Here is a 26,251-nt window from a genome sequence, read left to right on the forward strand (position 1 = left end):
AAAGGTGGGGGCATAGAGTTCCCACCTTTTTGTTGTCAGGGCAAACAAAAAGGTGAGTTAGTAAAACCTAATGAATAAATTCGTGTTCTTTTTTATATTTTTTTCGATACTCTGTAGGTGTCATGTGAAAACGTTTTTGGAAGCATTGGGTAAAATAGTTATAGGAACTGAAACCCAGCGATTCTGAAATTTGCCGAATGGTATTTTCTGTAGTTTCCAGCAGAAAAAGAGCTTCTTTAAACTGTCTGTCTAAACGATAGTTAATGGGCGTTGTTCCATAAAATTTCCGGAAGTTATGAATAATGGTGTATTTGTTTAAATAAAATTTTTCTGCCAGCACATCTAAATTTACGTCTTTTGTAAAATTATTATCCAGATATTGTTTTATCCAGGCAGAACTTTGATTAGCCGGAACAGAAGAGGAGTTTGTTTTCTTTTGTGAAATTTCAAGATTTGAAATTCGTTTCAGGTAAAGCAAAAGAAGATTTAAAAGATTGGAAGCAACTTCTTGGTATTGTTCCGGCTGATTATTTACTTCTGTTATAAGGGCGGTGAGCAAAGATGGAATAAAAGATGCATATTCTTTGAAAGTTCCTACATGAAAGCCCGTTGTTTCATTTTCCAAAAGAAAGGAAAGATTAGATAATCCTAAAACTACATATTCCAAAGGAGAGACAGAGGTACTGGATTCCGCATGTTTCATGCCGGGAGCAATAATAATAAAGTCATAAGGTGTTACGGAGAGCGTGTCACCACCGATATGAAAAGAACCTTTTCCATTAAGACAGAAAAAGATTTCTGTGCATTCATGAGAGTGCTGCATACCATTCCAGTCTCTTTCGAATTTAAGCGAAGAAATATAGAGTAATTGGCTGGAATTACCAAAATGAATGGCTTCTTTTAAATTAAATAGTTCATACATGACAAATAAAATCCTCATTTCTTTTAATGTATAGTCAAAGTAACAACAATTTATATAACGTCTACACCAATATAACATATTTTTATTTATATCTCAAGATGTTAAGCTGTAGATACAGAAACGAAAGAAATTCAAGAAACCATTTATCAGAAAGGATAGTACAGTGGAGAAAAAGACAATCTATTATGTCAGCGATAAAGACGGAAATGACAATAATACAGGAACATCAAAGGAATATCCTCTTCGGACGCTGGCAGCGGCAGAGAAGAAGAAGCTGTATCCGGGAGATGAAATACGTTTGGAATGTGGCTCTGTATTTTCAAGACAGGCTCTGCACTTAAACGTGCAGGGAAGCAGACAGGCGCCTATTGTCATTGGAAATTATGGAGATGGTTCTAAACCTGTAATTCAGTGTGAAGGAACAGGGATTTGGTATCAAAATTACGGACAGCCGCTTGATGCACATACCCATGTGTGGAGAGGATATGTATCTTCAGCAATTTTTTTATATGACTGTGAATATGTTCGTGTGGAAGGGCTGGAAATTACCAATGATGGACTTTATGCAGGAGAACAATACAGTCAGGGAGACAGACTGAATAGAACAGGTGTATCTGTAATTGCACAAAATCGAGGAACACTTCATGAAATTGAGCTTTCTGATTTGTACATTCATGATGTAAAGGGAAATGTCTATGATAAGCACTTAAATAATGGAGGTATTTATTGCAGTGCGTTGAAGCCGGAAAACGAAAAAAGTGGGATTGCCCGTTTTGACGGACTTTTTATTCATGATTGTAAGGTTGAAAATTGCAGCAGATGGGGAATTGCAGCAGGTTATACTTATACGCACAGCTTTTTTACAACCTTGGAATTGCCGGATGAAATAGTGAAAACTTACGGACATGAGAGAGTACATATTTATCAGAACTTTGTAAAAAGTATTGGAGGTGATGGCATTACACCAATGTATGCTTTTTGCCCATTAGTGGAATACAATGTGGCAGAAGATACGGCTAATGAAATTAACGATGAAATTTATACAGAAGCAGGTGAAAGAGGCGGAAAAACAGCAGCAGCAATCTGGCCATGGAAATGTAAAAATGCTTTGTTTCAGTATAATGAAGCATATCATACCTGTGACAATCAGGATGGACAGGCTTGGGATGCGGATTCCGGTGATGGAACAGTATATCGGTATAACTACAGCTATAACAATGCCGGAGGATGCGTAATGTTCTGTGAAGGTGAAAGTGTGAATAACGAATTTTGTTATAACATCAGTATGCTGGATGGCGGTGGAGTTATAAATCCGGCTCATAATCCAGATGCGCATATTCACCATAATACCTTTATTCTTGGAAATGATGTTCCTTTTATTCGGGATAATATGTCAGGGGGTCAGATGGTGGTGGAACAGAATATTATCTGTAATGTAGATCCGCAGGCACGTCAGGAGGATTGGTATCATCAGATACCTCATGCAGTTTACCGCAATAATCTGTATTGTAACTTTAAAAATCTTCCAGATGGAGATATAAAAGGAAGCTTGTGTGAAGAAGTACTTTTAAAAAATCCTCTTTGTGGACCAAGAACTACAAATGGGAAAGTACACAAGAAAGAATGGTTTGAGGGATTTGTTCCTGTAAAGCCATGTACTCTGAATTCAGCAGAAGATGGTGAAACAAAAGAAGATTTTTTGGGACGACAGGCAAAATGGAATATTCCGGGAGCCTGTACATGGGAAGAGAATTGAATGTGCTTTCTGAAAAGGAAAGTATGTCAATAATAAATTAAATTAAAGAAAGGAAATACTACCATGAAAAGAAAACTTTTAGCAATGACACTTGTGGGAATTACAGCAACTACAATGATTATGAGTGGTTGTGGTGGGAATTCGGACACAAAAGAAGAAGGCGGAAATGAAGGAAGTAAAAAAGAAGAAGCTGCCGGAGAAAAAGATAGTGGAAAGGAAATGACTTACTGGTCTATGTGGAACTCCACAGAAGGACAGGCAAAAGTTATTCAGGAAGCAGCAGAGGCTTATGAAAAAGAGACAGGTATTCATATTAACATTGAATGGAAAGGCCGTGATATTAAAACGTTAATCGGACCTGCTCTTGATGCCGGTGAAGATGTAGACTTTTTTGATACAGACTATATGATGCTGACACAGCAGAATGGAAAATACCTTGCGGATTTAACAGATATGGCAGCAGCAGCAGATTATGAAAAACACATTATGCCAATTCTTTTAGATAATGTAAAGGAATGGAGTGATGGTGCGTTAAAAGCAATGCCATATCAGCCATATACAACAGGTGTTTGGTATGATAAAGCAATGTTTGAAAAAGCAGGAGTGAAAGAAACACCGGAAACTTTTGATGAATTATTAGAAGTGTGTGAACAGTTGAAAAAATCTAGTGTAAATCCGATGACATGTAACTCTGACGGCGTAACTTTACTGTATGGTTACCAGTTAGCACGTTACGTAGGTCAGGATAAGGTACTGGAAACTTTGGACAATGCAGATTGGGCAAACGTACCGGAAGCAAAGAAAGCAGCAGATGACATTCGCACATTGTTTGATAAAGGATATATGTCTGAATATGCTCCTGCAAACTACCCGGAAGGACAGAACGAAATTGGATTTGGTGAAAGCTGTATGATTTTGAACGCTTCTTGGATACCAAATGAAATTAACCAGAATACGGGTGCAACAGTTGATTGGGGATTTTTCCCATGGCCAAGTGTAGAAGGCGGTGTAGATGGACCTGAAGCATCTATGGTAGGAAGCCAGGGATTTGGTATTGTAGAAAAAAGTGAGTACAAACAGGAAGCATTTGATTTCCTTCTTACTGTAGTAACAGGTGATTATGACAGTAAAATGGCTGAGGCCGTAGCTTCTATTCCGTCTGATGTAGAAAATACAAAATGGCCGGAAAGTGTAAGTGGTGCAGAACCATACTTCAAAGAAATGACAAAAACATACCAATGGGCAGTAGGTCTGGAAAATAATCCTACATATAAAGAAATCCTTTATGATAACTTAATTAAGCTGACAAAACTGGAACTGGATGGACAGAGCTTTGTAGATACTATGACAGCAGCAAAATAAGAAATATGCGGATTTTGAGCCGGATTTTTCTATGAAAGGAGAAGAAGATTTTGAAACAGAATAAAAAAATGATAGTATGCTTTTTGACTCCTGCACTGATATTTTTTGTCGCTGCATTCTTATATCCCATTTGCAGAACTGTGGTTATGAGCCTTTTTAAAGTTGAATCAATCAGTGACCCTGTGGGACTCTGGGAGTTTGTGGGATTGTCCAATTTTGCAGATTTGGCTGAAACGACAATCTTTCAGGTGGCGATGATAAATATGCTGAAAATCTGGCTCATTGGAGGTATATTGGTTCTATCTGTTGCACTTTTGTTTGCAGGTATTTTGACAAGTGGAATTGTAGGAAAGAATGTTTATCGTGCTATAATTTACGTTCCTAATATTATCAATGCAGTAGCGATGTCCACTATGTGGATTAACTATGTATATAATAAGCGTTTTGGACTTTTGCACAATTTCTTTACATGGATTGGGGCAGATGGTTTGGCAAAGCTGGATTATATGAACGGTTCGTTAAAGTTCGTTTCTTTGCTGATTGCTTTTTGCTTTGGTTCTGTTGGCTATTTTATGCTGATTTTTATGAGCGGCATTGAGCAGATACCGGGAGATGTTTTTGAAGCGGCTACTATTGATGGGGCAGGAAAAATTAAACAGTTTTTCACAATTACCTGTCCTCTTTTAAAAGGAACTTTTAAAACCTGTCTGACATTTTGGACCGTAAGTGTTGTAGGGTTTTTCGTATGGAGTCAGATGTGGAGTGCTCCCTTGGCCAGTGAAATGTCTACGATCACGCCGTTTATCTATATGTATAACGTTACCTTTGGAACTATGGGAAATGTAGAACGAAACGGTGGTCTTGGTGCAGCTGTTGGAGTTGTAATGGCATTGGTTGTATTAGTTGTATTCTTTGTGGTAGGTCGTCTGGTGAAAGATGATGACCTGGAACTGTAAGAGAGGTGTAGAAATGAAAAAACATAGAGGAAGAGTTTCCAAAACGGGAATTAAAAAACAGCTGAGATTGCTTCCGGGGCATCTCATCGTGGGAATATGGTGCCTCTTTACCCTCGTAATGCTGTTCTGGATTGTAGCAGCCAGTCTGTCAACTTCACCGGAGATTATGCAGGGAAAGGCTCTGAAATTTGAAACAGGGCTGCATTTTGAAAACTATGTAAGGGCCTGGTCAGCAAATAGTATTTCAGTGTTCTTTTTAAACTCATTAATGTACGCTATTTGTGCAATGGTTGGTTCTATTTTAATCAGTGCACCGGCGGCATATGTATTGGCGAGATTTGTATTTAAGGGAAACCTTGTTATAAAGAGCAGTTTTATTACAGCTATGAGTATTCCACAGATTATGGTGGTGCTGCCATTGTTCTCCATGGCAACCAGAGCACATTTGTCAGGCTCTAAGATTTTACTGATTTTGCTGTATATAGGTATGCAGATCCCTTATACAACTACATTCCTTTTAGCATCGTTTTCTAACTTATCAAGAGTTTACGAGGAGGCGGCAGCGATTGACGGCTGTAGTCCCATGAAGACTTTCTGGAAAATCATGCTCCCTCTGGCCCAGCCGGGAATTGTAACAGTAGGTATCTTTAACTTTATGAATGTATGGAATGAATATTTCCTGTCCTTGATTTTGCTTCTTCCGAGAAGAATATGTCAGTAGGACCAGGTTTGAAAAGTGTATTGACTTCCATGCAGTATACAGGTGACTGGGGTGGCTTATTTGCCGCTGTAGTTATCGTATTCCTCCCAACACTGTTATTGTTTATACTGCTGTCTAAGATGATTATCGGCGGAATTACCAATGGAGGCGTAAAAGGATAGAAGAGGTGTATTGGATATAAAAAACTGTCATGTCAGAAAATAGAGAGGAAGCTTTCTATGGACTGATGTGGCAGTTTTTTTGCTTATGAATATGTGATATAATGATATAATAGTACATAACAAAAGAGAGAAAAGTATAAGGAGATGAGAAATAATGTGGTTTGTTTTTGCTCTGTTATCTGCGATTTTTGCAGCTCTTACTTCAATTCTTGCAAAAATAGGAATTGATGGAGTAAACTCTAATCTGGCAACGGCAATCAGAACAGTTGTTGTGGTTATCATGGCATGGGGAATGGTGTATTTAACGAATACACAGAACGGAATAGGTGAAATAAGCAGGAAGAGTTGGATTTTTCTTATTCTTTCAGGACTTTCTACAGGAGCGTCCTGGTTGTGCTATTATAGAGCGCTGCAAATGGGAGAGGCATCGAAGGTTGTGCCTGTTGACAAGTTAAGTGTAGTAATTACAATTGTTTTGGCAGTTGTGTTTTTACATGAAAAGCTTACAATAAAGTCCGTCATAGGCTGCGGTATGATTACCATAGGAACATTATTCATGGTGATGTAAAGAAGATTAAAAAAACAGATGAACAGAACTTCAAAATGTGGTAGAATACCCCATTGTGGAAGTGTGAAAAACAGAAGGGTGAATAGATGCTAATAGAATACGGATTTTATATTGCATTAGGCTATTTGTCAGGAAGCCTGATGTTTGGATATGCAGTACCGAAAATGATAAAAGGAATTGATGTGAGAAAAGAAAGCAGTGACGGAAATCCGGGAACAGCTAACGCATTTCTCTGTGGTGGAGCTTTGTGTGGAATTCTAGTTTTGCTTGGGGATATTTTAAAAGGAATATTACCTGTATATATGGCAGGAAAACATCTTGGCACAGAGTTTTTCGGATTTGCTCTTGTTATGGCTGCTCCTGTGTTTGGACATGCTTTTCCGGTAATCGGAGGAAAGAAAAACGGAGGAAAGGGAATTGCAGTTTCCTTTGGAGTGCTGATTGGTCTTTACCCGTTTTTAACAAATTTGTGGCTTTTGATTTTTTGGTATCTGCTGTTTTCTGTGGTTATTCGGATTAATCCACACAGTTATCGAACATTGATTACCTATGTTTGCTGGACAATCAGTGCCCTGATTTGTAAGGTAGATCCTGCTTTGTGTATGGGAAATATGCTGATTTCGCTGGTGGTTGTAGATAAGCACGGAGCAGATCTAAAGAACAAAAAAGAACGACAAATATGTTTTGGAATTAGGAGAGCAAATAGATGAAGGTTTTAATTTTATCCTGTAAAACAGGAGGCGGACATGATGCGGCAGGACTTGCAATGAAAGAAGCGCTGGAAGCCCAAGGACATGAGGCAATTTTGTTCGATTATCTTACCTTGGCAGGACAAAAAGTGTCTCAGACAGTGGGAGATGTGTATGTAAATACGGTAAAAACAGCGCCTCATATTTTTGGCGCAGTCTATAAACTGGGAATGGTAATAAGCAGGATAACAAGGAAATCTCCGGTTTATTATGTAAATGCAAAAATGGGAAAATATTTGCAAAAATATCTGGATGAAGAGAAATTTGATGCTCTTTTAATGCCGCATTTATATCCTTCAGAAACCCTTACCTATATGAAAAGACAGGGCATAGAATTGCCTTTTATGGTGGCCATTATGACAGATTACACCTGTATTCCTTTTTGGGAAGAAACAAGATGTGACTATTATATTGTGCCTCATAAGGACGTGGCAAGTGTCTGTGAAAAGCGGGGAATACCAGGAGAAAAATTACTTTCTATAGGCATTCCGGTCAGTGAAAAATTTACAAAAACAGCGGAAAAAGCTAAAGTAAGAGAGCATTTAAAGCTGCCAAAAGAGAAGAGACTCTTTCTTGTTATGGGTGGAAGTATGGGTGCCGGTGATTTGGAAAAACTGACAATGCAGTTGGAAAAAAGAATGGAAGCTTCTGATGGGATTATTGTTATTTGCGGGAATAATAAAAAGATTTTTCAGAAGATGAAGAAGGATTACCAACACCATGAAAATATTCATATCGTGGGGCAGACAAAGCAAATGTCATTGTATATGAAAGCTTGTGATATTCTGTATACAAAGCCGGGAGGATTGACTTCTACCGAAGCAGCGGTTTCCGGTATTCCTATTGTACATACATCACCGATACCGGGATGTGAGACAGAAAATAAGAAATTTTTTGTAAAATATGGAATGTCTATTGCTCCAAGAACTGTGGAAAAACAGGTAGAAAAAGGAATAGAACTTTTGGATAATCCAGAGAAAATCCAGAAGATGAAAGCCGCGCAAAAGGCTTATATAGATAAAAATGCAGCACAGAAAATTGTAGAATTATTGCAGGAACATATTAATTAGGAAAAGGCGTTTGAGTATGGAAAATAAAAATACAAATCCTCTGGGAACAGAGAAAATCGGGAGTTTGCTGATGAAATTTGCAATTCCCAGTATTATTGCAATGCTGGTGAGTTCTCTTTACAATATTGTAGACCAGTTTTTTATTGGACGAAGTGTAGGTATGCTTGGAAATGCAGCTACAAATGTAGCCTTTCCTCTTACCATTACGTGTACCGCATTGGCGCTTCTGTGTGGAATTGGCGGTGCAGCCAATTTTAACCTTGCAATGGGAAGGAAAGAGAAAGAAAAAGCAGTTTCCTTTGCAGGAGGTGCTATTGGCATGATGCTTCTGGCAGGTGTGGCGCTGACGGTTATTGTAACACTGTTTTTAAAGCCTATGATGCTTGCTTTTGGAGCGACAGATAACGTGTTAGACTATGCGTTGACTTATACGGGAATTACTTCTCTGGGATTTCCTTTTCTTATTGTGACCACAGGAGGAAGTAATCTTATCAGAGCAGATGGAAGTCCGAAATATTCCATGATTTGTACATTGACCGGGGCAATTATCAACACGGTTTTAGATCCATTATTTATCTTCACTTTTAATATGGGAATGGCAGGTGCAGCGTGGGCAACAATTATCGGACAGGTAGTCTCAGGTATTATGGTTTTAGGCTATCTTGCAAAATTTAAAACAGTACATATTTCTTTGAAAGCTTTATTGCCTTCCAAGGCTTCCTGGCTTCCCATTTTAACCCTTGGAATTGCTCCGTTTTTTAACCAGATGGCAATGATGATTGTACAGATTGTCATGAATAACACCTTAACTTATTATGGGGGACAGTCCTCTTATGGAAGTGAAATTCCTATGGCATGTGCGGGAATTATATCAAAAGTAAGTATGATTTTCTTCGCCATTGTCATTGGAATTTCTCAGGGAATACAGCCGATTATCAGTTTCAATTATGGTGCGGGAAACGGAAAACGAGTGAAAGAAACTTATAAAAAGGCTCTCATAGCGGCAATACTTATTTCTACTGTGGCGTTCCTTTTATTTCAATTTTTTCCAAGACAGATTATTGCTATTTTCGGTTCAGGAAGCGAAGAATATTTTACTTTTGCAGAAAAATTTTTCCGTATTTATCTGTTTTTTACCTTTATTAACGGGATACAGCCTATTACTGCAAACACTTTTACATCTATTGGAAAATCAGGAAAAGGCGTGTTCCTGTCACTTACAAGACAGATTATATTCCTGCTTCCGTTGTTGATTATCCTTCCGGTTTTTATGGGAATTGATGGCGTTATGTATTCTGCACCGGTGGCAGATGGAATTGCAGCAGTATTTTCTGCATGGTTTATGTGGAAAGAATTTAAGCTTATAGATAAACAAATGACAAATTAAATGAGTAGGATTGAATGGGACCGCCGCATTAGGAGAATATCGAAATGTGGCAGTCCCATTTGTATTTTAACAGTAGCTTTTTTCTGTGTTTAAATATTTTTTTAAAGTGTTTCTGACTCCGCCAAACTGAGTGATTTCTTCTAAAAACATGTCTTCGATTTTTTCACCAATTCCTGCTTCATATAAATTTATTCCGAAGATAGAGTCATCAGAAAGAATGGATTTTAATTGACCTGAATAGGACTTTGGATTTCCTATTTCAATACCTTTAAGCGTTTGGACAAGTTTGGGGAACATGGGGTCAGGAGAAAGCTCGAAAGGAGTTCCCTTATCATCCACACCTATAAGATAACGACACCACCCTGCAATTGCCAGAGGAATTGCTGTGAGTTTTTTGGCATTTCCATATTTTTCAACGTAAGCTTTGATTGTTTCTCCATAACGAATTCCTACTTTTTGTGAAGTATCTGTTGCAATACGTTGTGGAGTATCGGGTATAAAAGGATTTGGAAATCGAACACGGATAACTTCGTCTACAAAAGCAGCAGGAGATAGAATACCGGGATTTATAACTACAGGCATACCTTCTACAGGGCCGATTTCGTAAACCAATCTGCTTAATTCACAGTCTTTCATTTCATCTGCAATGAAAGTGTAGCCTAAAAGGCAGCCATATACAGCCAAGGCTGTATGGAGTGGGTTCAGGCAGGTGGTAACCTTCATTCGTTCTACATTATTTACGGTGTCTCTGTCTGTGAGATAAACACCGGCTTTTTCCAGTGGAGGGCATCCGTTTGGAAAACTATCTTCAATCACCAGATATTGCGGGGCTTCTGCATTTACGAATGGAGCAATGTAGGTTTTTTTAGAAGTAATGACAGGTTTCATATTTTCCACACCACTGCGTTCTAAAGCCTCATACACAGAGTCTGCAGGTCTGGGAGTAATTTTATCAATCATGGTCCAGGGGAAGGATACTTGATTTTCATCGGAAAGATAGGACAGAAATCCTTCATTTACAGAACCTTTTTTCAACCATTCCTTTGCTGTATCCAAAACAGCTGTCTGCAGTTTTTCACCATTGTGGGAACAGTTATCCATAGACACAAGAGCAATAGGAGCCTGATGGGACTTATAACGTTCATAAAGCAAAGCACATACAAGAGATATGGCGGAGTTTGGTCCTTTTAACGTATATCCCTTTTCTGTAATGGTAAAGGAAACCATCTGCAAAGAAGGATTGATAAAAATTTCTTTTAAATCATGCCAATCTTCTGGAAAATCAGAGCTTGCTTTGTAAGCTTCCATAAGAGAACCCAATACCTTTTTATCCGTAGAACCATCTGCTTTCAATGTGACAGCCAGTACCAGATTGTCAAAAGGTTTGTAAATTTTATCAATGACGTCAAAGTCAAAGGTTTCCACACAGATAATTCCTGTCTGCATTTTGCCCATAGACAGCAGTGTGTCAGCCAGACCGCCCATAAAGATACGGAAGATATTACCTGCTCCGAAATGTACCCATACAGGTTTTTCTTTTGTATTTTGTCTGATTTTTTCTATATGGTAGGAGGGAAGTGCAATGTTTGCAGTGTTCCAGCCTTCTCTTTCCTGAATACCTTCTAACGTTAACTTCATGTTTTAGTTCTCCTTTTTTTCAATGGCTTCCCATAAACCGCATAAATAGGCAGAGCCCAGCGCTCTGTCATACAATCCATATCCGGGCATGGCTTTTTCTCCCCACATCATTCTGCCATGGTCCGGGCGTATTGGACCTTCAAAGCCTGTGTCATGGAGGGCTTTTAGAATTGAATACATATCAAAAGCTCCGTCAGAGCTTAAATGGGCACTTTCCTCGAAATCACGCATGCCGTCATTAAAACGGAGATTTCTTACATGGGCAAAATGAATTCTGCCTTTCAGCATGTGAATGGTGTCAATTAAATCATTATTCAGGTTTGTTCCGTAAGAGCCGGTACAGAAGGTAATGCCGTTGTGTTTATTAGGCACCATATCTATCATGCGTTTCAGATTTTTTTGTGTAGAAATAATGCGGGGAAGTCCAAAGACGCTCCAGGAGGGGTCATCGGGATGAATTGCCATGTTGATGTCGTATTTATCACATACAGGCATAATGGCATCAAGGAAGTATTTTAAATTAGCAAAAAGTTGTTCTTCGTCACTGCTTTTGTATAGTGTAAACAGCTCTTTTACTTTTTCCATACGCTCCGGTTCCCAACCAGGCATGACAGAACCATTCATATCATTTTTGAGGGTTTCGAACATTTTCTCCGGCTCTAATTCGTCAATTTGTTTTTGACTGTAGGCCAGAACTGTAGTGCCGTCTGTCCGTTTTCTGTCAAGCTCTGTTCTTGTCCAGTCGAATACAGGCATGAAATTATAGCAGACCGTGTGTATGTCGGCTTTTCCCAGATTTTCCAGTGTTTCCACGTAAGCTTCAATATCTTTGTCTCTGTCTGGTGAGCCTGTTTTAATTGCGTCACTGACATTGACGCTTTCAATTCCGGCAAGATGCAGACCGGCATCTTCTATTTCTTTTTTCATGGACATAATTTCGTCAAAGGTCCAGATGTCACCGGGCAGTTTCTCATAAAGCGTTGTAATGACACCTTTTACATAACAAATTTGGCGAATTTGCTCCAAAGTAACTGTGTCATATTGCTTGCCATACCATCGCATTGTCATTTCCATAATCTGAGTTCCTCTCTTTTTGTGTACTTTATATTTAGTATTATAAAAATATAAAAAAACATACAAGTTCATAAGATTGTTGTGCATGTTGTAAAAGTTGATATTCTGTATTACAATAGTTTCAATATAAAAAACAAGGTAGGAGAAATGAAAGATTACGAAATTTGTTATTATAATGATAAAAATATGAGCAACGATGAAAAGCATGTACATTCTTATTATGAGGTGTACTTTCTTTCAGAAGATAATGCTTCTGTTTTTATTCAGAATAAGCTTTATAAACTCTGGCAAGGGGATGTAGTGATTTTACCGCCCGGAACTTTACATAGGGTGATACACCGGGAAGAAAGCGAAACGTATAGCTATTTTGCTTTTTGTATAAGCTGTGAATATTATGAGAAACTTTTACAAATATCAAAAGATTATGAATACATGATAAAGTCTGTATTGGAGGAAGAAGAATATATTTATCATAATACACAGGTAGAATTTTCTGATATTCAATCGGCGATTTTTCACTTATTGGAAGAAATTCATGGAAATCAGTATGGTAAAGAAACAAAAATTTTTATTGGAATTTGCGATTTGCTTTTACTGCTGAATAGAATGGTATATAAAAAAAATCATCCTCAAAAAGCAAAAGAAGAAGAGAATTTGTATGGGAATATTTTGAAATATATTGATGATAATCTGGAAAAAGAGCTGTCTTTAGAATATCTTGCAGGGGAATTTCTGGTGAGCAAATATCATATTGCTCATATTTTTAAAGAAAATACAGGAATTTCCATTCATCAATATATTATGAAAAAAAGACTTACAGCATGCAAGGAAGCAATTTTAAGTAACCGTAGTATCAGTAAAGTATATTTGATGTTTGGGTTTAAGGATTATTCCAGTTTTTACAGAGCATTTAAAAAAGAGTTTGGTATTTCGCCAAAAGAATATAAGGACTTACATATACAGTTGGAAAATCATAAAGAGGTGTAAACGATGTATCATGGATTTGGAAAATTTATCAGAGGAAAGGGTTTTTCCATGCTCTTTTATTTGGCATCAGTATTGTTGATGTTTTATCTGACAATAAAAATAGGAAATATTGTGGAGTACCTGTTTTCCATAAATATTTATGCAGCTGTATTTGTTACATTAGCAGTTTTGATGTTTTATATGCTTTGCTATTTTGGCAGCAAAAAAGCGGAGAAAAGAGCAAAAAAGCTGTATGAAGCCTGTGGTATTGTTTTATGTGTGCTTTTAAACCTTACTATGTGTTTTTTCGTATTTGATTTTTTAGACATTTTTATGTCTGTTAAAGAGGGAAGCTGGTGCCTGATACCGGCAGCAGTAGGAACGCTGCTGTCTGTATATGGATTTCTTCATGCCAGACATTTGATTGTGAAGAAATATCAAATTCAGCTGGGAGAAAAGAAAAGGGATAAAAGGCTGGTTTTGTTGAGTGATATTCACACAGGGTCTTTTGTCAATGAAAAGCAGCTGGAGAAAATTGTAAAAAGAGTTAATGAGTTAGATGCAGATATGATTTTCATTGCCGGGGATACTTTTGATGTGAAAGCATTTGAAACCTGCAATCTTTCAAAACTGGAACAAATATTTAGAAAGCTATGCTCGAAAGAAGGAGTATATGCAAGTCTTGGAAATCACGATCCACTTTCGTCGGAAAAGAATGTGAGAGAGTTTTTTGAAAAGTCCGGTATTTGTCTTTTGACAGATGAAAATGTGGAAACAGAGGATTTTTATATTATAGGCCGTGAGGATGTGACTTCCTGTCCTGACAGAAAAAGTCTGCCAGAAATACTTCCAAGGGAAAGAGGTAAGAAGCCGGAAATTTTGTTAGACCATAATCCAGGTGGTATAGAGGAAGCCATAGAAAATAGAGTCGCTCTTGTGTTATGTGGACATACGCATAAAGGCCAGTTTTTTCCGGCAACTTTTTTTACAAGACTTGCCTATGGAAAGAAAGACTTTTACGGATATGCGAAAAGAGAGGAAACCCAGAGTATTGTATCTGCGGGAACAGGGTATTTTCAAATGCCCATGAGAATTGGAAGCAACAGTGAAATCGTACTGATAGAAATATAAAAGAAACCGCCTCATTAGGGAGTTGTTGTAATCGCTTCTTAATGTGGCGGTCTTTCTATTCTTTTTTAATTAGATTAGTTATCTTCTTCTGTCATAGTGTATACCTGACGTTTTCTTGCCATTTCATCGCTTGCCAGATATTCGTCATAAGTGGTAATCTTGTCAATTAACACACCGTTTGGAAGGATTTCCATAATACGGTTTGCAGTTGTCTGAACAATCTGGTGGTCATGAGAAGCAAAGAGCAGAACGCCTGGGAACTTAATCATACCGTTGTTCAATGCTGTAATAGACTCCATATCTAAGTGGTTGGTAGGTTCATCTAAAATTAAGATATTCGCACCAGAAATCATCATTTTGGAAAGAAGACATCTTACTTTTTCACCACCGGAGAGTACGCGGACTTTTTTCACTCCATCTTCACCAGGGAAGAGCATACGTCCAAGGAAACCACGTACATAAGTTGCATCTTTAATTTCGGAATAACCGGTGAGCCAGTCCGCAATAGTTAAATCGTTATCAAATTCTTTTGTACTGTCTTTTGGAAAATATGCCTGAGAAGTAGTAACTCCCCATTTGTAAGTACCTTCATCCGGTTCCATTTCACCCATTAAAATCTGGAAAAGAACGGTTTTGGCACGTTCATTTCCGCCTACGAAAGCTACTTTGTCATCATGACCTAAAGTGAAAGTGATATTATCTAAAACTTTTACGCCGTCAATTGTTTTTGAAAGACCTTCTACCATTAAGACTTCATTTCCGATTTCGCGATTTGGACGGAAGTCAATGTAAGGATATTTACGGCTGGATGGACGCATATCATCTAACTGAATTTTTTCCAGAGCACGTTTTCTGGAAGTAGCCTGTTTTGACTTGGAAGCATTAGCAGAAAATCGGGAAATAAATTCCTGAAGTTCTTTAATTTTTTCTTCTTTTTTACGATTGGCTTCCTTCATCTGTTTGATTAAAAGCTGACTGGACTCATACCAGAAATCATAGTTTCCGGCATAGAGCTGGATTTTACCATAATCAATATCAGCAGTATGTGTACATACTTTATTCAAGAAGTAACGGTCATGAGATACTACAATAACTGTATTTTCAAAGTTAATAAGGAATTCTTCAAGCCATTCAATAGCATCTAAATCCAAGTGGTTAGTAGGCTCGTCAAGAAGCAGGATGTCGGGATTTCCGAAAAGTGCCTGTGCAAGCAGAACTTTGACTTTTTCACTTCCCTTTAAGTCAGACATCAGGGCATAGTGTAAATCCGTATCAATTCCCAGACCATTTAAAAGCATAGCTGCATCAGACTCAGCTTCCCAGCCGTTCATTTCAGCAAATTCTCCTTCTAATTCACTGGCACGGATACCATCTTCATCTGTGAAATCTTCTTTGGAATAAATGGCTTCTTTTTCTTTCATAATGTCATAAAGACGCTGATTTCCCATAATAACAGTATCCAGAACAGGATAGGAGTCATATTTAAAGTGATCCTGCTGTAAAAAGGACAGACGCTGTCCCGGAGTGATAGTAATATTACCATTTGTGGTTTCCAACTGTCCTGACAGGATTTTTAAAAAAGTAGATTTACCTGCACCGTTGGCGCCTATTAATCCATAACAGTTGCCTTCTGTAAATTTAATATTAACATCTTCAAACAGTGCTTTCTTTCCAATTCGTAAAGTAACATTATTTGCTGCAATCATGTTCTAATTTTCCCTCGCTTATTAATAAAACAATTTTTACGATTTCTGCGTAATCTCTTTTATTGTACCTGAAAACAGGGATTTTGCAAGTGTTTCTTACGAAAAATACTTGATTAAAGGAGTACAGATTGATATAATAATGGTCTGAATAAGAATAATTGCTTAATTATAATGAAGAAATACAAAGATAAAGAGGGGAAATATTCCATGTTGATTACAAGAGAGTGTGACTATGGTGTGCGTATTATCCGCGCATTGGCATCGGGTAATAAGATGTGTGTACATCAAATTTGTGAGCAGGAGGATTTAACACCTGCATTTGTATATAAGATTTTAAAAAAATTGGAAAAAAAGGAAATTGTAAAATCCTTCAGAGGAAGTAATGGGGGATATGCGCTGAAAAGTTCTGTAAAAGAATTGACTTTGCTGGATATTTATCTGGCAGTGGATCCGGAGTTTTATATGATTGAGTGTATGAACCCCAAAAAACCTTGTACGCATAATCAGTCTGACTGTGGTTGTGCCGTACATAAAGAATTGGTGAGAGTACAGCAGATTTTATTAAAGGAATTAAAAGCACATTCCATTGCAGAGATTATGGGAATGGAACAGGAATGATGAAATAGGGTTTGTTTTTTTGGAAAAACATTTTGTTTTCTTTGGTTTTAGAAATAGACACGTCCTTGAAATCGTGCTATAATTTAATATAGACTTCGTGCGCGAAGTGAAATATTGTTTAAAACAATTTTCAAGGAGGAAAATCAAATGGCTAGAAAGATGAAAACCATGGATGGTAACCATGCAGCAGCTCATGCTTCTTATGCGTATTCTGATGTAGCGGCTATCTATCCTATTACCCCGTCATCTGTAATGGCAGAAGCAACAGACGAATGGGCAACACAGGGAAGAAAGAACATTTTCGGACAGGAAGTACAGGTTACTGAAATGCAGTCTGAAGCAGGTGCAGCAGGTGCAGTTCACGGTGCCCTGGCAGCAGGTGCCCTGACTACAACATATACAGCATCTCAGGGACTTCTGTTAATGATCCCAAACCTTTACAAAATTGCCGGTGAGCAGTTACCAGGTGTTATCAACGTTTCTGCTCGTGCTTTAGCAAGCCATGCATTGTCAATCTTCGGTGATCACTCTGACGTATATGCATGTCGTCAGACAGGTTGTGCTATGTTATGTGAATCTTCTGTACAGGAAGTTATGGACTTAACACCAGTTGCACACTGTGCAGCAATCAAAGGTAAAGTTCCATTCATCAACTTCTTTGATGGTTTCCGTACATCTCATGAAATTCAGAAAATTGAAACATGGGATTACGAAGATTTAAAAGATATGGTAGATATGGATGCTGTTGACGAATTCCGTAAACATGCATTAAATCCAAATCACCCATGTCAGAGAGGTTCTGCTCAGAACCCTGATATCTTCTTCCAGGCAAGAGAAGCATGTAACCCATACTACGATGCATTACCAGCATTAGTACAGGAATACATGGATAAAGTAAATGAAAAAATCGGCACAAACTACAAATTATTCAACTACTACGGTGCTGAAGATGCTGAACACGTTATCATTGCTATGGGTTCTGCATGTGAAACAATCGAAGAAACAATCGATTACTTAATGGCAGCCGGCAAAAAAGTTGGTCTTGTTACAGTTCGTCTTTACAGACCATTCTGTGCTGAAGCATTAGTAAACGCTATTCCGGAAACTGTAAAACAGATTTCTGTATTAGACAGAACAAAAGAACCAGGTGCTCTTGGCGAACCATTATACTTAGACGTTGTTGCTGCATTAAAAGGTACAAAATTCAACGATACACCAATCTTCAGCGGACGTTACGGATTAGGTTCCAAAGATACAACACCAGCTCAGATCGTTTCTGTATACGAAAATACAACAAAAGAAAAATTCACAATCGGTATTGTTGATGATGTTACTAACTTATCTCTGGAAGTTGGAGCTCCTCTTGTTACAACACCAGAAGGAACAATCAACTGTAAATTCTGGGGATTAGGTGCTGACGGTACTGTTGGTGCTAACAAAAACTCCATCAAGATTATCGGTGACAATACAGATATGTATGCTCAGGCATACTTTGATTATGACTCTAAAAAATCCGGTGGTGTTACAATGTCTCACCTTCGTTTTGGTAAGAGCCCAATCAAATCCACATACCTGATTAAACAGGCTAACTTTGTTGCTTGTCACAATCCTTCCTATGTTAACAAATATAACATGGTTCAGGAATTAGTTGACGGCGGTACATTCTTATTAAACTGCCCATGGGATATGGAAGGTCTTGAAAAACACTTACCAGGACAGGTAAAAGCTTTCATCGCTAACCACAACATCAAATTCTATGTAATTGATGGTATTAAAATTGGTAAAGAAATCGGACTTGGCGGACGTATCAATACAGTTCTTCAGTCTGCATTCTTCAAACTTGCTAACATCATTCCGGAAGAACAGGCTATCGAATTAATGAAAGCTGCTGCAAAAGCTACTTACGGAAGAAAAGGTGACGCTATCGTTCAGATGAACTATGACGCTATCGATGCAGGTGCAAAACAGGTTGTTGAAATTCAGGTTCCAGAAAGCTGGAAAGATTGTGCTGATGAAGGTTTATTCATGGCTCATGCTGAAGGCGGACGTCAGGATGTTGTTGACTTTGTAAACAATGTTCAGGCTAAAGTAAATGCTCAGGAAGGTAATACATTACCTGTATCTGCATTTAAAGATTATGTTGATGGTACAACACCATCTGGTTCTTCTGCATACGAAAAACGTGGTATTGCAGTAGATATTCCTGTATGGCAGCCAGAAAACTGTATCCAGTGTAACCGTTGTGCATACGTTTGTCCTCATGCTGTAATTCGTCCGGTTGCTATGACTGATGCTGAAGTAGCAGCAGCTCCAGAAGGAATGAGAACATTACCTATGACAGGTATGGCTGATTACAAGTTTGTTATGACTGTATCTGCTTATGACTGTACAGGATGTGGTTCTTGTGCAAATGTCTGCCCAGGTAAGAAGGGTGCAAAAGCTCTTGTTATGGCAAACATGGAAGAAAATGCAGGAGAACAGAAATTCTTCGATTACGGTGTAACATTACCAGTGAAAGAAGATGTTATTGCTAAATTTAAAGAAAATACAGTTAAAGGTTCTCAGTTCAAACAGCCATTACTTGAGTTCTCAGGAGCTTGTGCAGGTTGTGGAGAGACACCTTACGCTAAATTAATCACACAGTTATTTGGTGACAGAATGTACATTGCAAACGCAACAGGATGTTCTTCTATCTGGGGTAACTCCTCACCATCTACACCATATACTGTAAATGCAAAAGGACAGGGACCAGCTTGGTCTAACTCTCTGTTCGAAGACAACGCTGAATTCGGATATGGTATGTTATTAGCTCAGAAAGCTATCCGTGGCGGATTAAAAGAAAAAGTTGAGTCTGTAATGGCTAACGAAAACGCATCTGAAGAAGTAAAAGCAGCTTGCCAGGAATGGTTAGATACATTCAACAGCGGAATTACAAATGGTGCAGCTACAGATAAATTAGTAGCAGCATTAGAAGGATGCGATTGTGAAGTATGCAAAGACATCGTTAAGAACAAAGACTTCTTAGCTAAGAAATCTCAGTGGATCTTCGGTGGTGACGGTTGGGCATACGACATCGGTTTCGGTGGTGTTGACCACGTATTAGCTTCCGGACAGGATATCAATGTAATGGTATTCGATACAGAAGTTTACTCCAACACAGGTGGACAGTCTTCTAAATCTACACCAACAGGTGCTATTGCACAGTTTGCAGCTGGTGGTAAAGAAGTTAAGAAGAAAGATATGGCTTCTATCGCAATGAGCTATGGTTATGTATATGTTGCTCAGATTGCTATGGGTGCAGACTTTAACCAGACTGTAAAAGCAATTGCAGAAGCTGAAGCATATCCAGGACCATCTCTGATTATTGCTTATGCTCCATGTATCAACCATGGTATTAAGAAAGGTATGAGCAAAGCTCAGACAGAAGAAGAATTAGCAGTTAAGTGTGGATACTGGCATAACTTCCGCTTTAACCCAGCAGCAGAAAGTAAATTCACTCTGGATTCTAAAGCTCCAACAGAAGATTACCAGGCATTCCTTGATGGAGAAGTTCGTTACAACTCTCTGAAACGTTCTAATCCAGAAAAAGCTGCTAGATTGTTCGCTAAGAATGAGTCTGAAGCTAAGGCTAGATACGATTACCTGAACAAACTGGTTACTCTTTACGGAAAAACAGAAGAGTAATTCCATTAACAAAATAATGTTATAAATGTGTCCGGACGAGAAAAAAAGCCCTGTTCTGCAGAAGTTCTGTAGAACAGGGCTTTTTGTGTTTTCAGAGAAAATTGCGTCCTTAGAACCTTCGCCAGCTGGCAGGTCCTGTTTTGTTTTTTATATAATCAAAGTATCCTTGTTTTCCAACCATAACACCCATAACAACATCCTGGCTTATAAAAAAGCCTATAGCTTTTTCAGGATATATGTAAAATTCTCCGTCTGTAAATCCTTCAAAAAATTTTTTTGAAAATTTAAAAAATAAGTATGTCTTTTGTAAATAAATACATGATAAATATAGAGAAATTGTAATATAAGTATGATACAATAATCAAATAATCATACAAATGAAGCAGAGGGAGCTTATAAAAATATGGCAAAAAAGAAAAAGGGCATAAGTTGGCATAAGAAAGTGTTTATATGTGGCACAGTTGTAGTTGGTGTGTTGGGATTATTATATGCAGGCGGAGCTTTTTATTATAAAGATAAGTTTTTTAAAGGAACAAAGATAAATGGAATTTCCTGTGATAATTTAACAGCCCAAGAGGCAGAGAAAAAACTGAAAGATAAAATTGAAGATTATTCTGTGGAGATTGCTTTTAAAGATGGAAAGAAAGAAGTGATTAGGGGCAAGGAGATTAATTACCAGTATGTTTCTGATGGGAAAGTTCAGGAACATATGGAAAATCAAAATCCTTTTTTATGGACTTCAGGTTTTTTTAAACAATCCGATTATCAAGTGGGTGAAGCCATTGATTTCGATGAAACAAAGCTTCAGGAAAAACTGAATACCTTTGCGTGTATGCAGGACGGAAACATGATTCCCCCCAAGGATGCTTATATTGCTTTTGAAAACAATTGCTTTGTCATAAAACCGGAGGAAGCAGGAACTACGCTTGATAAGGCAATGCTGACGGAAAAGATACTTGCAGCAGTAAAAGAAAGCCAGGATACCTTTTCTGCTGAAGAAGCAGGTGTTTATGCGCTTCCTGCAGTTACAAGTGAAGATGAGACGCTGAAACATCAGCAGGATGTGTGGAATGAATGTGCCGCAGTGACTGTGACCTATACGTTTGGCGATAAAAAGGAAGTTCTGGATGGAATGACAGTAAAAGACTGGATGACTTATGATGAGAGCGGAAATTATGTGGAGAATTTAGGCGTTTTGCAGAAACATATCAGAGATTACGTGCAGATGTTGGGAGAAAAATATAATACCATAGGCACAGAAAGAACACTTACCAGCACGTATACAGGTGAACCGGTTACTGTATCAGGGGGCAGTTATGGCTATCTCATTGATATAAAAGGAGAAAGAGCCCAACTCTTAAAAGATATTCAGTCTCATGGGAATATTGAAAGAGAACCGGTATATGCGAAAAAAGGAAAAGCTTATGGTGAAAATGATATTGGAAATACTTATGTAGAACTGGATTTAAGCGCACAGCATTTATGGTATTACAAGGAAGGGACACTTTTAATGGAGTCCGACTTTGTATCGGGAACTTACAATGATAAAAGCAGAAGAACACCGTCAGGTGTATATTCATTGGCATATAAGCAGAGAAACCAGGTCTTACGCCCGGCTCCAAATCCAGACGGAAGCTATGACTACGAGTCACCGGTATCTTATTGGATGCCGTTTAATGGCGGTATTGGTTTACATGATGCCAACTGGAGGGGGAGATTTGGAGGAAATATTTACAGAAACAGTGGTTCTCATGGCTGCATTAATCTTCCCGTTTCTTTTGCCGGGAAGTTTTACGAAAGTATTGAGGCAGGCTGTCCGATTGTATGTTTTTACAGATAATTAACTTGCAACCATAAAATTTTTGTAGTACAATAAATATGAGCAGGAGACAAGAACAGAAGCTGTGGGACAGCTTTATGGTCTTGTCTTTTTATCACGGATTATGAAATAACAGAAGGTGAAAATATGAAGTGGCAGATTATGGAAGAATTTGAAGACTGCCCGGTAGTTGCCGCTATAAAGAATGAGGAAGGACTGAAAAAATGTATTCATTCAGATATTCCAATTGTGTTTGTGTTATATGGTGACATTTGTAATATCAGTCAGATTGTCAGTCGTTTAAAAAAGGCAGGAAAAACAGTTATTATACATATTGATTTAATTGCCGGATTAAGCAGCAAAGAAATTGCAGTTACTTATATAAAATCTGTAACACATGCAGATGGAATTATTTCTACAAGACCATCTGTAATCCGTCAGGCAAAAGAAGAAGGGCTATTTGCCATTATGCGCTTTTTTGTCATTGACTCTATGGCTTTTGAGAGTATTAAGCGCCAGACAGAGAGTGTACATCCGGATATGATAGAAATTCTTCCGGGAGTGATGCCGAAGATTATACAGAAAATTTGTAAACAGAATAGAACTCCTGTAATTGCAGGAGGATTAATAGCAGATAAAGAGGATATTATGGCAGCCCTTGATGCAGGAGCTGTTTCAATATCCACCACCAATCAGAATGTGTGGTTTATGTAAAAATAAAATAAATACGCCGGAGATGAGAGATAGAGCGAATGTAGCATAAGAGAACTTATGCCTTTTCGTTCTATCTTTTTTTGTTTCATAAAAAATTTAGCAGACCTTATGTCTGGGAAGGAGATAAAAAATGTACGATGTAGTAATTATTGGAGCAGGAGTTATAGGATGTGCGGTGGCGAGAGAATTGTCAAAATATCGATTAAAGACAATTGTATTAGAAAAGGGAGAGGATGTATGTTCTGGGACCTCTAAGGCAAACAGCGCGATTGTTCATGCGGGATTTGATGCAGAACCGGGGACATGGAAGGCAAAGATGAATGTGATAGGCAGCAGAAAGATGGAAGCCTTGTCAAAGGAGCTGGATTTTCCATATAAAAGAAATGGTTCATTGGTTCTTTGTTTTGAGGAAAAAGATTTATACAAGTTAGAAAATTTGAAGAAAAAAGGAATAGAAAATGGTGTGGAAGGACTGGAAATTATTACAGGAGAAAAAATTTGGGAAATGGAACCAAACCTTTCAAAAAATGTAAAAGCCATGCTTTATGCGCCTACAGGTGCGATTATCTGTCCTTTTAAACTGACTATTGCTCTGGCAGAAAATGCCAATATCAATGGAGTAGAATTTGCCTTTGATACAGAAGTAAAAAATATTCAGAAGACAACAGCCGGATATACAATCGAAACTACAAAGGAATATTATGAAACAAAATGCATTGTAAATGCAGCCGGTGTGTATGCGGATATTTTCCACAATATGGTCAGTGAAGAAAAACTGACTATTATTCCAAGAAAGGGAGAATATTGTCTGATGGATAAGAAGGCTGGAAATTTTGTATCACATACAATTTTTCAGCTTCCGACAGAAATGGGAAAGGGTGTTTTGATTACCCCTACTGTTCACGGAAATCTTTTAGCAGGACCTACAGCGGAGGATATAGAAGACAGAGAAGGAATTAATACTACAGGAGAGGGAATAGCAAAATTGTCAAAAATGGCAAAATTAAGTGCAGAAAATATTCCTCTTAATATGGTTATTACTTCTTTTGCAGGACTGCGTGCAACAGAAAAAGGCGGAGATTTTGTGTTAGGAGAAGTCGCTGATGCACCGGGATTTTTTGACGCAGCAGGTATTCAGTCTCCGGGACTTTCCAGTGCGCCTGCGATTGGGGAATATTTGGCAGATGGAATTGCAGGGAGATTAAATGCACAAAAAAAAGAAAATTTCAAACCTGAAAGAAAAGATATTCCTTGTGTGGCTGAAATGCCAAAAGAAAAATTAAAAGCATTGATAAAAGAAAATCCTTTATACGGAAATGTGATCTGCAGATGTGAGACCGTTACGGAAGGAGAGATTGTAAATGCAATTCACAGACCATTAGGTGCAAAGTCTCTGGATGGAGTAAAAAGAAGAACAAGAGCAGGAATGGGAAGATGTCAGTCTGGATTTTGTGCTCCCAGAGTAATGGAAATTTTGGAACGAGAACTTCAGAAATCACCTTTGGAAATCACAAAAGCAGGAGGAACATCTGCTTTATTGACAGGAAAAATTAAGGAAGATTTAGAATAAGAAAGGATAGAAAAAAAATGCAGGAATATGAATTAATTATTGTAGGAGGCGGTCCGGCAGGACTTGCAGCAGCGATTTCAGCACGAGAGAATGGTATTGAACGACTTTTGATTTTAGAAAGAGATTATGAACTGGGGGGTATTTTAAACCAGTGTATTCATAACGGTTTTGGCTTACATACTTTTAAAGAAGAGCTGACAGGTCCGGAATATGCACAACGTTTTATTGATCAGGTATTTGAAAAAAATATTCCATATAAATTAAACACGATGGTGTTGGAGATTGAAGCGTGTGGCGATGAGAAAATGGTAACTGCCATAAATAAAGAAGATGGATTGATGCGTCTAAAGACAAAATCTGTGATTTTAGCTATGGGATGCAGAGAACGGCCAAGAGGTGCATTGAATATACCTGGATATCGTCCGGCAGGAATTTATACAGCAGGAACAGCTCAAAGATTAGTGAATATGGAAGGTTTAATGCCAGGGAGAGAAGTCGTGATTTTAGGCTCAGGAGATATTGGACTTATTATGGCAAGACGTATGACACTGGAAGGGGCAAAAGTCAAAGTAGTAGCAGAATTATTACCATATTCCGGTGGATTACAGAGAAATATTGTCCAGTGTCTGGAAGATTTTGATATTCCTTTAAAACTCAGTCATACAGTGGTAGAAGTTCATGGAAAAGAGAGGGTGACGGGAGTAACTCTGGCAGAGGTAGATGAAAATCGCAGACCAATTCCAGGTACAGAAGAGTTTTATTCTTGTGATACCTTACTTCTATCCTGTGGTTTAATTCCGGAAAACGAATTGTCCGTAAAGGCAGGAATTGAACTGTCAAATATTACTTCGGGACCTGTAGTAAATGAAAGTCTGGAAACAAATATAAAAGGAATTTTTGCCTGTGGCAATGTGCTTCATGTACATGATTTAGTAGATTATGTTTCAGAAGAAGCAAAGAAAGCAGGACAGCAGGCAGCAGCATTTTTACAGGAAAAAGAGTCAGATAAAAAAGAGAAAACGATTATAATCCAGCCGGAAGGAGGCATTCGGTATACAGTACCTCAAAAAATTCGAACAGAAAGTATGGAAGAAAATCTGACAGTGAGATTTCGTGTAGGAAAAGTGTACGAAAATGTGTATGTGAATGTTTATTTAGGAGATAAACAAATCATACATAAGAAAAGAAAGAAGATGGCCCCAGGGGAAATGGAACAGATTATTTTGAAAAAATCAGATTTGACACAAGAGTTGAAATTCGATAAAATCATTATGAAATTGGAGGAAGCATAGGGATGAAAATCAAGGAATTAACTTGCATTAACTGTCCTTTAGGATGCGCTCTTACTGTAACACTAGATGGCGAAAAAGTGATAAAAGTAGAAGGAAACACATGTCCCAAAGGAAAAACTTATGGAGAAAAGGAAGTTACAAATCCTACCAGAATTCTTACATCCAGTGTGGAGGTTATAGGTGGAAAACTTCCTGTTGTTTCGGTAAAAACTGCCTCCGATATTCCAAAAAATAAAATCAAAGAATGTGCAGCTGGATTAAAAAATATTACCGTACAGGCACCGGTAAAAATCGGAGATATTGTTTTAGAAAATATAGGGGGTACGGGTATTGCATTGATTGCTACAAAAAATGTAGAAAGAAGGTAATCTGCTGCAAGAGGAGAAA

General features: G+C 38.0%; 20 protein-coding genes and 1 pseudogene. 17 read left to right on the plus strand and 4 right to left on the minus strand.

Annotation, left to right across the window (positions count from 1 at the left end; translation table 11 throughout):
• Positions 1-67: 67 nt before the first annotated feature.
• Positions 68-922 (minus strand): helix-turn-helix domain-containing protein, encoded by an 855-nt coding sequence (locus BQ7352_RS08450; RefSeq protein ID WP_072448735.1) that lies wholly within the window; start codon positions 920-922, stop codon positions 68-70.
• Between the two features lie 163 nt (positions 923-1,085).
• Between BQ7352_RS08450 and BQ7352_RS08455 the strand changes: the two genes are divergently transcribed.
• The 8 genes and pseudogenes from BQ7352_RS08455 to BQ7352_RS08490 all read left to right on the plus strand — a co-directional run bounded on the left by BQ7352_RS08455 (position 1,086) and on the right by BQ7352_RS08490 (position 9,652).
• Positions 1,086-2,678 carry a hypothetical protein gene (locus BQ7352_RS08455; RefSeq protein ID WP_072448737.1) on the plus strand — a complete coding sequence of 531 codons (1,593 nt, stop codon included), beginning with the start codon at positions 1,086-1,088 and terminating at the stop codon, positions 2,676-2,678.
• Between the two features lie 63 nt (positions 2,679-2,741).
• Positions 2,742-4,040, plus strand: a complete 1,299-nt coding sequence (locus tag BQ7352_RS08460; RefSeq protein ID WP_072448738.1) for an ABC transporter substrate-binding protein — start codon at positions 2,742-2,744, stop codon at positions 4,038-4,040.
• Between the two features lie 50 nt (positions 4,041-4,090).
• Entirely contained in the window at positions 4,091-4,996 is a 906-nt protein-coding gene (locus tag BQ7352_RS08465; protein ID WP_072448740.1) for a carbohydrate ABC transporter permease, read from the plus strand.
• A 13-nt stretch (positions 4,997-5,009) separates the two neighbouring features.
• A pseudogene (locus BQ7352_RS08470) lies at positions 5,010-5,878 on the plus strand (carbohydrate ABC transporter permease).
• Positions 5,879-6,032: 154 nt separating this feature from the next.
• Positions 6,033-6,446 (plus strand): EamA family transporter, encoded by a 414-nt coding sequence (locus BQ7352_RS08475; RefSeq protein ID WP_072448742.1) that lies wholly within the window; start codon positions 6,033-6,035, stop codon positions 6,444-6,446.
• Positions 6,447-6,532: 86 nt separating this feature from the next.
• Positions 6,533-7,156, plus strand: a complete 624-nt coding sequence (locus BQ7352_RS08480; RefSeq protein ID WP_072448743.1) for a glycerol-3-phosphate acyltransferase — start codon at positions 6,533-6,535, stop codon at positions 7,154-7,156.
• On the plus strand, positions 7,153-8,265 hold the full coding sequence (locus BQ7352_RS08485) for an MGDG synthase family glycosyltransferase (RefSeq protein WP_072448744.1): 1,113 nt from the start codon (positions 7,153-7,155) through the stop codon (positions 8,263-8,265). The genes BQ7352_RS08480 and BQ7352_RS08485 overlap by 4 nt, the downstream gene beginning before the upstream one ends.
• 16 nt (positions 8,266-8,281) lie before the next feature.
• The gene (locus BQ7352_RS08490) at positions 8,282-9,652 is read left to right on the plus strand and encodes an MATE family efflux transporter (RefSeq protein ID WP_072448745.1); all 1,371 of its coding nucleotides are present in this window, start codon (positions 8,282-8,284) and stop codon (positions 9,650-9,652) included.
• A gap of 66 nt (positions 9,653-9,718) precedes the next feature.
• Here BQ7352_RS08490 and BQ7352_RS08495 read toward each other — a convergent pair whose 3' ends face one another.
• Positions 9,719-11,290, minus strand: a complete 1,572-nt coding sequence (locus BQ7352_RS08495) for a mannitol dehydrogenase family protein (RefSeq protein ID WP_072448746.1) — start codon at positions 11,288-11,290, stop codon at positions 9,719-9,721.
• Positions 11,291-11,293: 3 nt separating this feature from the next.
• Positions 11,294-12,364 (minus strand): mannonate dehydratase, encoded by a 1,071-nt coding sequence (gene uxuA / locus BQ7352_RS08500; RefSeq protein WP_072449814.1) that lies wholly within the window; start codon positions 12,362-12,364, stop codon positions 11,294-11,296.
• Between the two features lie 147 nt (positions 12,365-12,511).
• Here uxuA and BQ7352_RS08505 point away from each other — a divergent pair, with 147 nt between their 5' ends.
• Together BQ7352_RS08505 and BQ7352_RS08510 are read left to right on the plus strand one after the other, a co-directional pair.
• Positions 12,512-13,351, plus strand: coding sequence for a helix-turn-helix domain-containing protein (locus BQ7352_RS08505; RefSeq protein WP_072448747.1), 840 nt, complete (start codon positions 12,512-12,514; stop codon positions 13,349-13,351).
• A gap of 3 nt (positions 13,352-13,354) precedes the next feature.
• Entirely contained in the window at positions 13,355-14,461 is a 1,107-nt protein-coding gene (locus BQ7352_RS08510; RefSeq protein WP_072448748.1) for a metallophosphoesterase, read from the plus strand.
• A gap of 74 nt (positions 14,462-14,535) precedes the next feature.
• On the opposite strand, the gene BQ7352_RS08515 is transcribed toward BQ7352_RS08510, so the two are convergent.
• Positions 14,536-16,167 carry an ABC-F family ATP-binding cassette domain-containing protein gene (locus BQ7352_RS08515; RefSeq protein ID WP_072448749.1) on the minus strand — a complete coding sequence of 544 codons (1,632 nt, stop codon included), beginning with the start codon at positions 16,165-16,167 and terminating at the stop codon, positions 14,536-14,538.
• A gap of 207 nt (positions 16,168-16,374) precedes the next feature.
• Between BQ7352_RS08515 and BQ7352_RS08520 the strand changes: the two genes are divergently transcribed.
• From BQ7352_RS08520 to BQ7352_RS08555, 7 genes are all read left to right on the plus strand, one after another.
• Entirely contained in the window at positions 16,375-16,785 is a 411-nt protein-coding gene (locus BQ7352_RS08520) for an RrF2 family transcriptional regulator (RefSeq protein ID WP_072448750.1), read from the plus strand.
• A 147-nt stretch (positions 16,786-16,932) separates the two neighbouring features.
• The gene (gene nifJ, locus BQ7352_RS08525) at positions 16,933-20,469 is read left to right on the plus strand and encodes a pyruvate:ferredoxin (flavodoxin) oxidoreductase (protein ID WP_072448751.1); all 3,537 of its coding nucleotides are present in this window, start codon (positions 16,933-16,935) and stop codon (positions 20,467-20,469) included.
• 403 nt (positions 20,470-20,872) lie between these two features.
• Positions 20,873-22,309, plus strand: a complete 1,437-nt coding sequence (locus BQ7352_RS08535) for a L,D-transpeptidase family protein (RefSeq protein WP_072448754.1) — start codon at positions 20,873-20,875, stop codon at positions 22,307-22,309.
• Positions 22,310-22,435: 126 nt separating this feature from the next.
• The gene (locus tag BQ7352_RS08540) at positions 22,436-23,002 is read left to right on the plus strand and encodes a glycerol-3-phosphate responsive antiterminator (protein ID WP_072448756.1); all 567 of its coding nucleotides are present in this window, start codon (positions 22,436-22,438) and stop codon (positions 23,000-23,002) included.
• A gap of 130 nt (positions 23,003-23,132) precedes the next feature.
• On the plus strand, positions 23,133-24,572 hold the full coding sequence (locus tag BQ7352_RS08545) for an NAD(P)/FAD-dependent oxidoreductase (RefSeq protein WP_072448759.1): 1,440 nt from the start codon (positions 23,133-23,135) through the stop codon (positions 24,570-24,572).
• A gap of 17 nt (positions 24,573-24,589) precedes the next feature.
• On the plus strand, positions 24,590-25,864 hold the full coding sequence (locus tag BQ7352_RS08550; protein WP_072448761.1) for an NAD(P)/FAD-dependent oxidoreductase: 1,275 nt from the start codon (positions 24,590-24,592) through the stop codon (positions 25,862-25,864).
• 2 nt (positions 25,865-25,866) lie between these two features.
• A complete protein-coding gene (locus BQ7352_RS08555) occupies positions 25,867-26,232 on the plus strand; it encodes a DUF1667 domain-containing protein (protein WP_072448763.1) in 366 nt (121 codons plus the stop codon).
• Positions 26,233-26,251: the final 19 nt, after the last annotated feature.

The organism is Blautia sp. Marseille-P3201T, from assembly GCF_900120295.1.
Lineage (GTDB): Bacteria > Bacillota > Clostridia > Lachnospirales > Lachnospiraceae > Blautia.

Coding starts and splice junctions, on each gene's coding strand:
- nifJ (WP_072448751.1), top strand. CDS start 16,933: ATGGCTAGAAAGATGAAAACCATGGATGGTAACCATGCAGCAGCTCAT.
- BQ7352_RS08555 (WP_072448763.1), top strand. CDS start 25,867: ATGAAAATCAAGGAATTAACTTGCATTAACTGTCCTTTAGGATGCGCT.
- BQ7352_RS08520 (WP_072448750.1), top strand. CDS start 16,375: ATGTTGATTACAAGAGAGTGTGACTATGGTGTGCGTATTATCCGCGCA.
- uxuA (WP_072449814.1), bottom strand. CDS start 12,364: ATGGAAATGACAATGCGATGGTATGGCAAGCAATATGACACAGTTACT.
- BQ7352_RS08485 (WP_072448744.1), top strand. CDS start 7,153: ATGAAGGTTTTAATTTTATCCTGTAAAACAGGAGGCGGACATGATGCG.
- BQ7352_RS08545 (WP_072448759.1), top strand. CDS start 23,133: ATGTACGATGTAGTAATTATTGGAGCAGGAGTTATAGGATGTGCGGTG.
- BQ7352_RS08490 (WP_072448745.1), top strand. CDS start 8,282: ATGGAAAATAAAAATACAAATCCTCTGGGAACAGAGAAAATCGGGAGT.
- BQ7352_RS08510 (WP_072448748.1), top strand. CDS start 13,355: ATGTATCATGGATTTGGAAAATTTATCAGAGGAAAGGGTTTTTCCATG.
- BQ7352_RS08535 (WP_072448754.1), top strand. CDS start 20,873: ATGGCAAAAAAGAAAAAGGGCATAAGTTGGCATAAGAAAGTGTTTATA.
- BQ7352_RS08540 (WP_072448756.1), top strand. CDS start 22,436: ATGAAGTGGCAGATTATGGAAGAATTTGAAGACTGCCCGGTAGTTGCC.
- BQ7352_RS08475 (WP_072448742.1), top strand. CDS start 6,033: ATGTGGTTTGTTTTTGCTCTGTTATCTGCGATTTTTGCAGCTCTTACT.
- BQ7352_RS08460 (WP_072448738.1), top strand. CDS start 2,742: ATGAAAAGAAAACTTTTAGCAATGACACTTGTGGGAATTACAGCAACT.
- BQ7352_RS08480 (WP_072448743.1), top strand. CDS start 6,533: ATGCTAATAGAATACGGATTTTATATTGCATTAGGCTATTTGTCAGGA.
- BQ7352_RS08450 (WP_072448735.1), bottom strand. CDS start 922: ATGTATGAACTATTTAATTTAAAAGAAGCCATTCATTTTGGTAATTCC.
- BQ7352_RS08505 (WP_072448747.1), top strand. CDS start 12,512: ATGAAAGATTACGAAATTTGTTATTATAATGATAAAAATATGAGCAAC.
- BQ7352_RS08550 (WP_072448761.1), top strand. CDS start 24,590: ATGCAGGAATATGAATTAATTATTGTAGGAGGCGGTCCGGCAGGACTT.
- BQ7352_RS08515 (WP_072448749.1), bottom strand. CDS start 16,167: ATGATTGCAGCAAATAATGTTACTTTACGAATTGGAAAGAAAGCACTG.
- BQ7352_RS08495 (WP_072448746.1), bottom strand. CDS start 11,290: ATGAAGTTAACGTTAGAAGGTATTCAGGAAAGAGAAGGCTGGAACACT.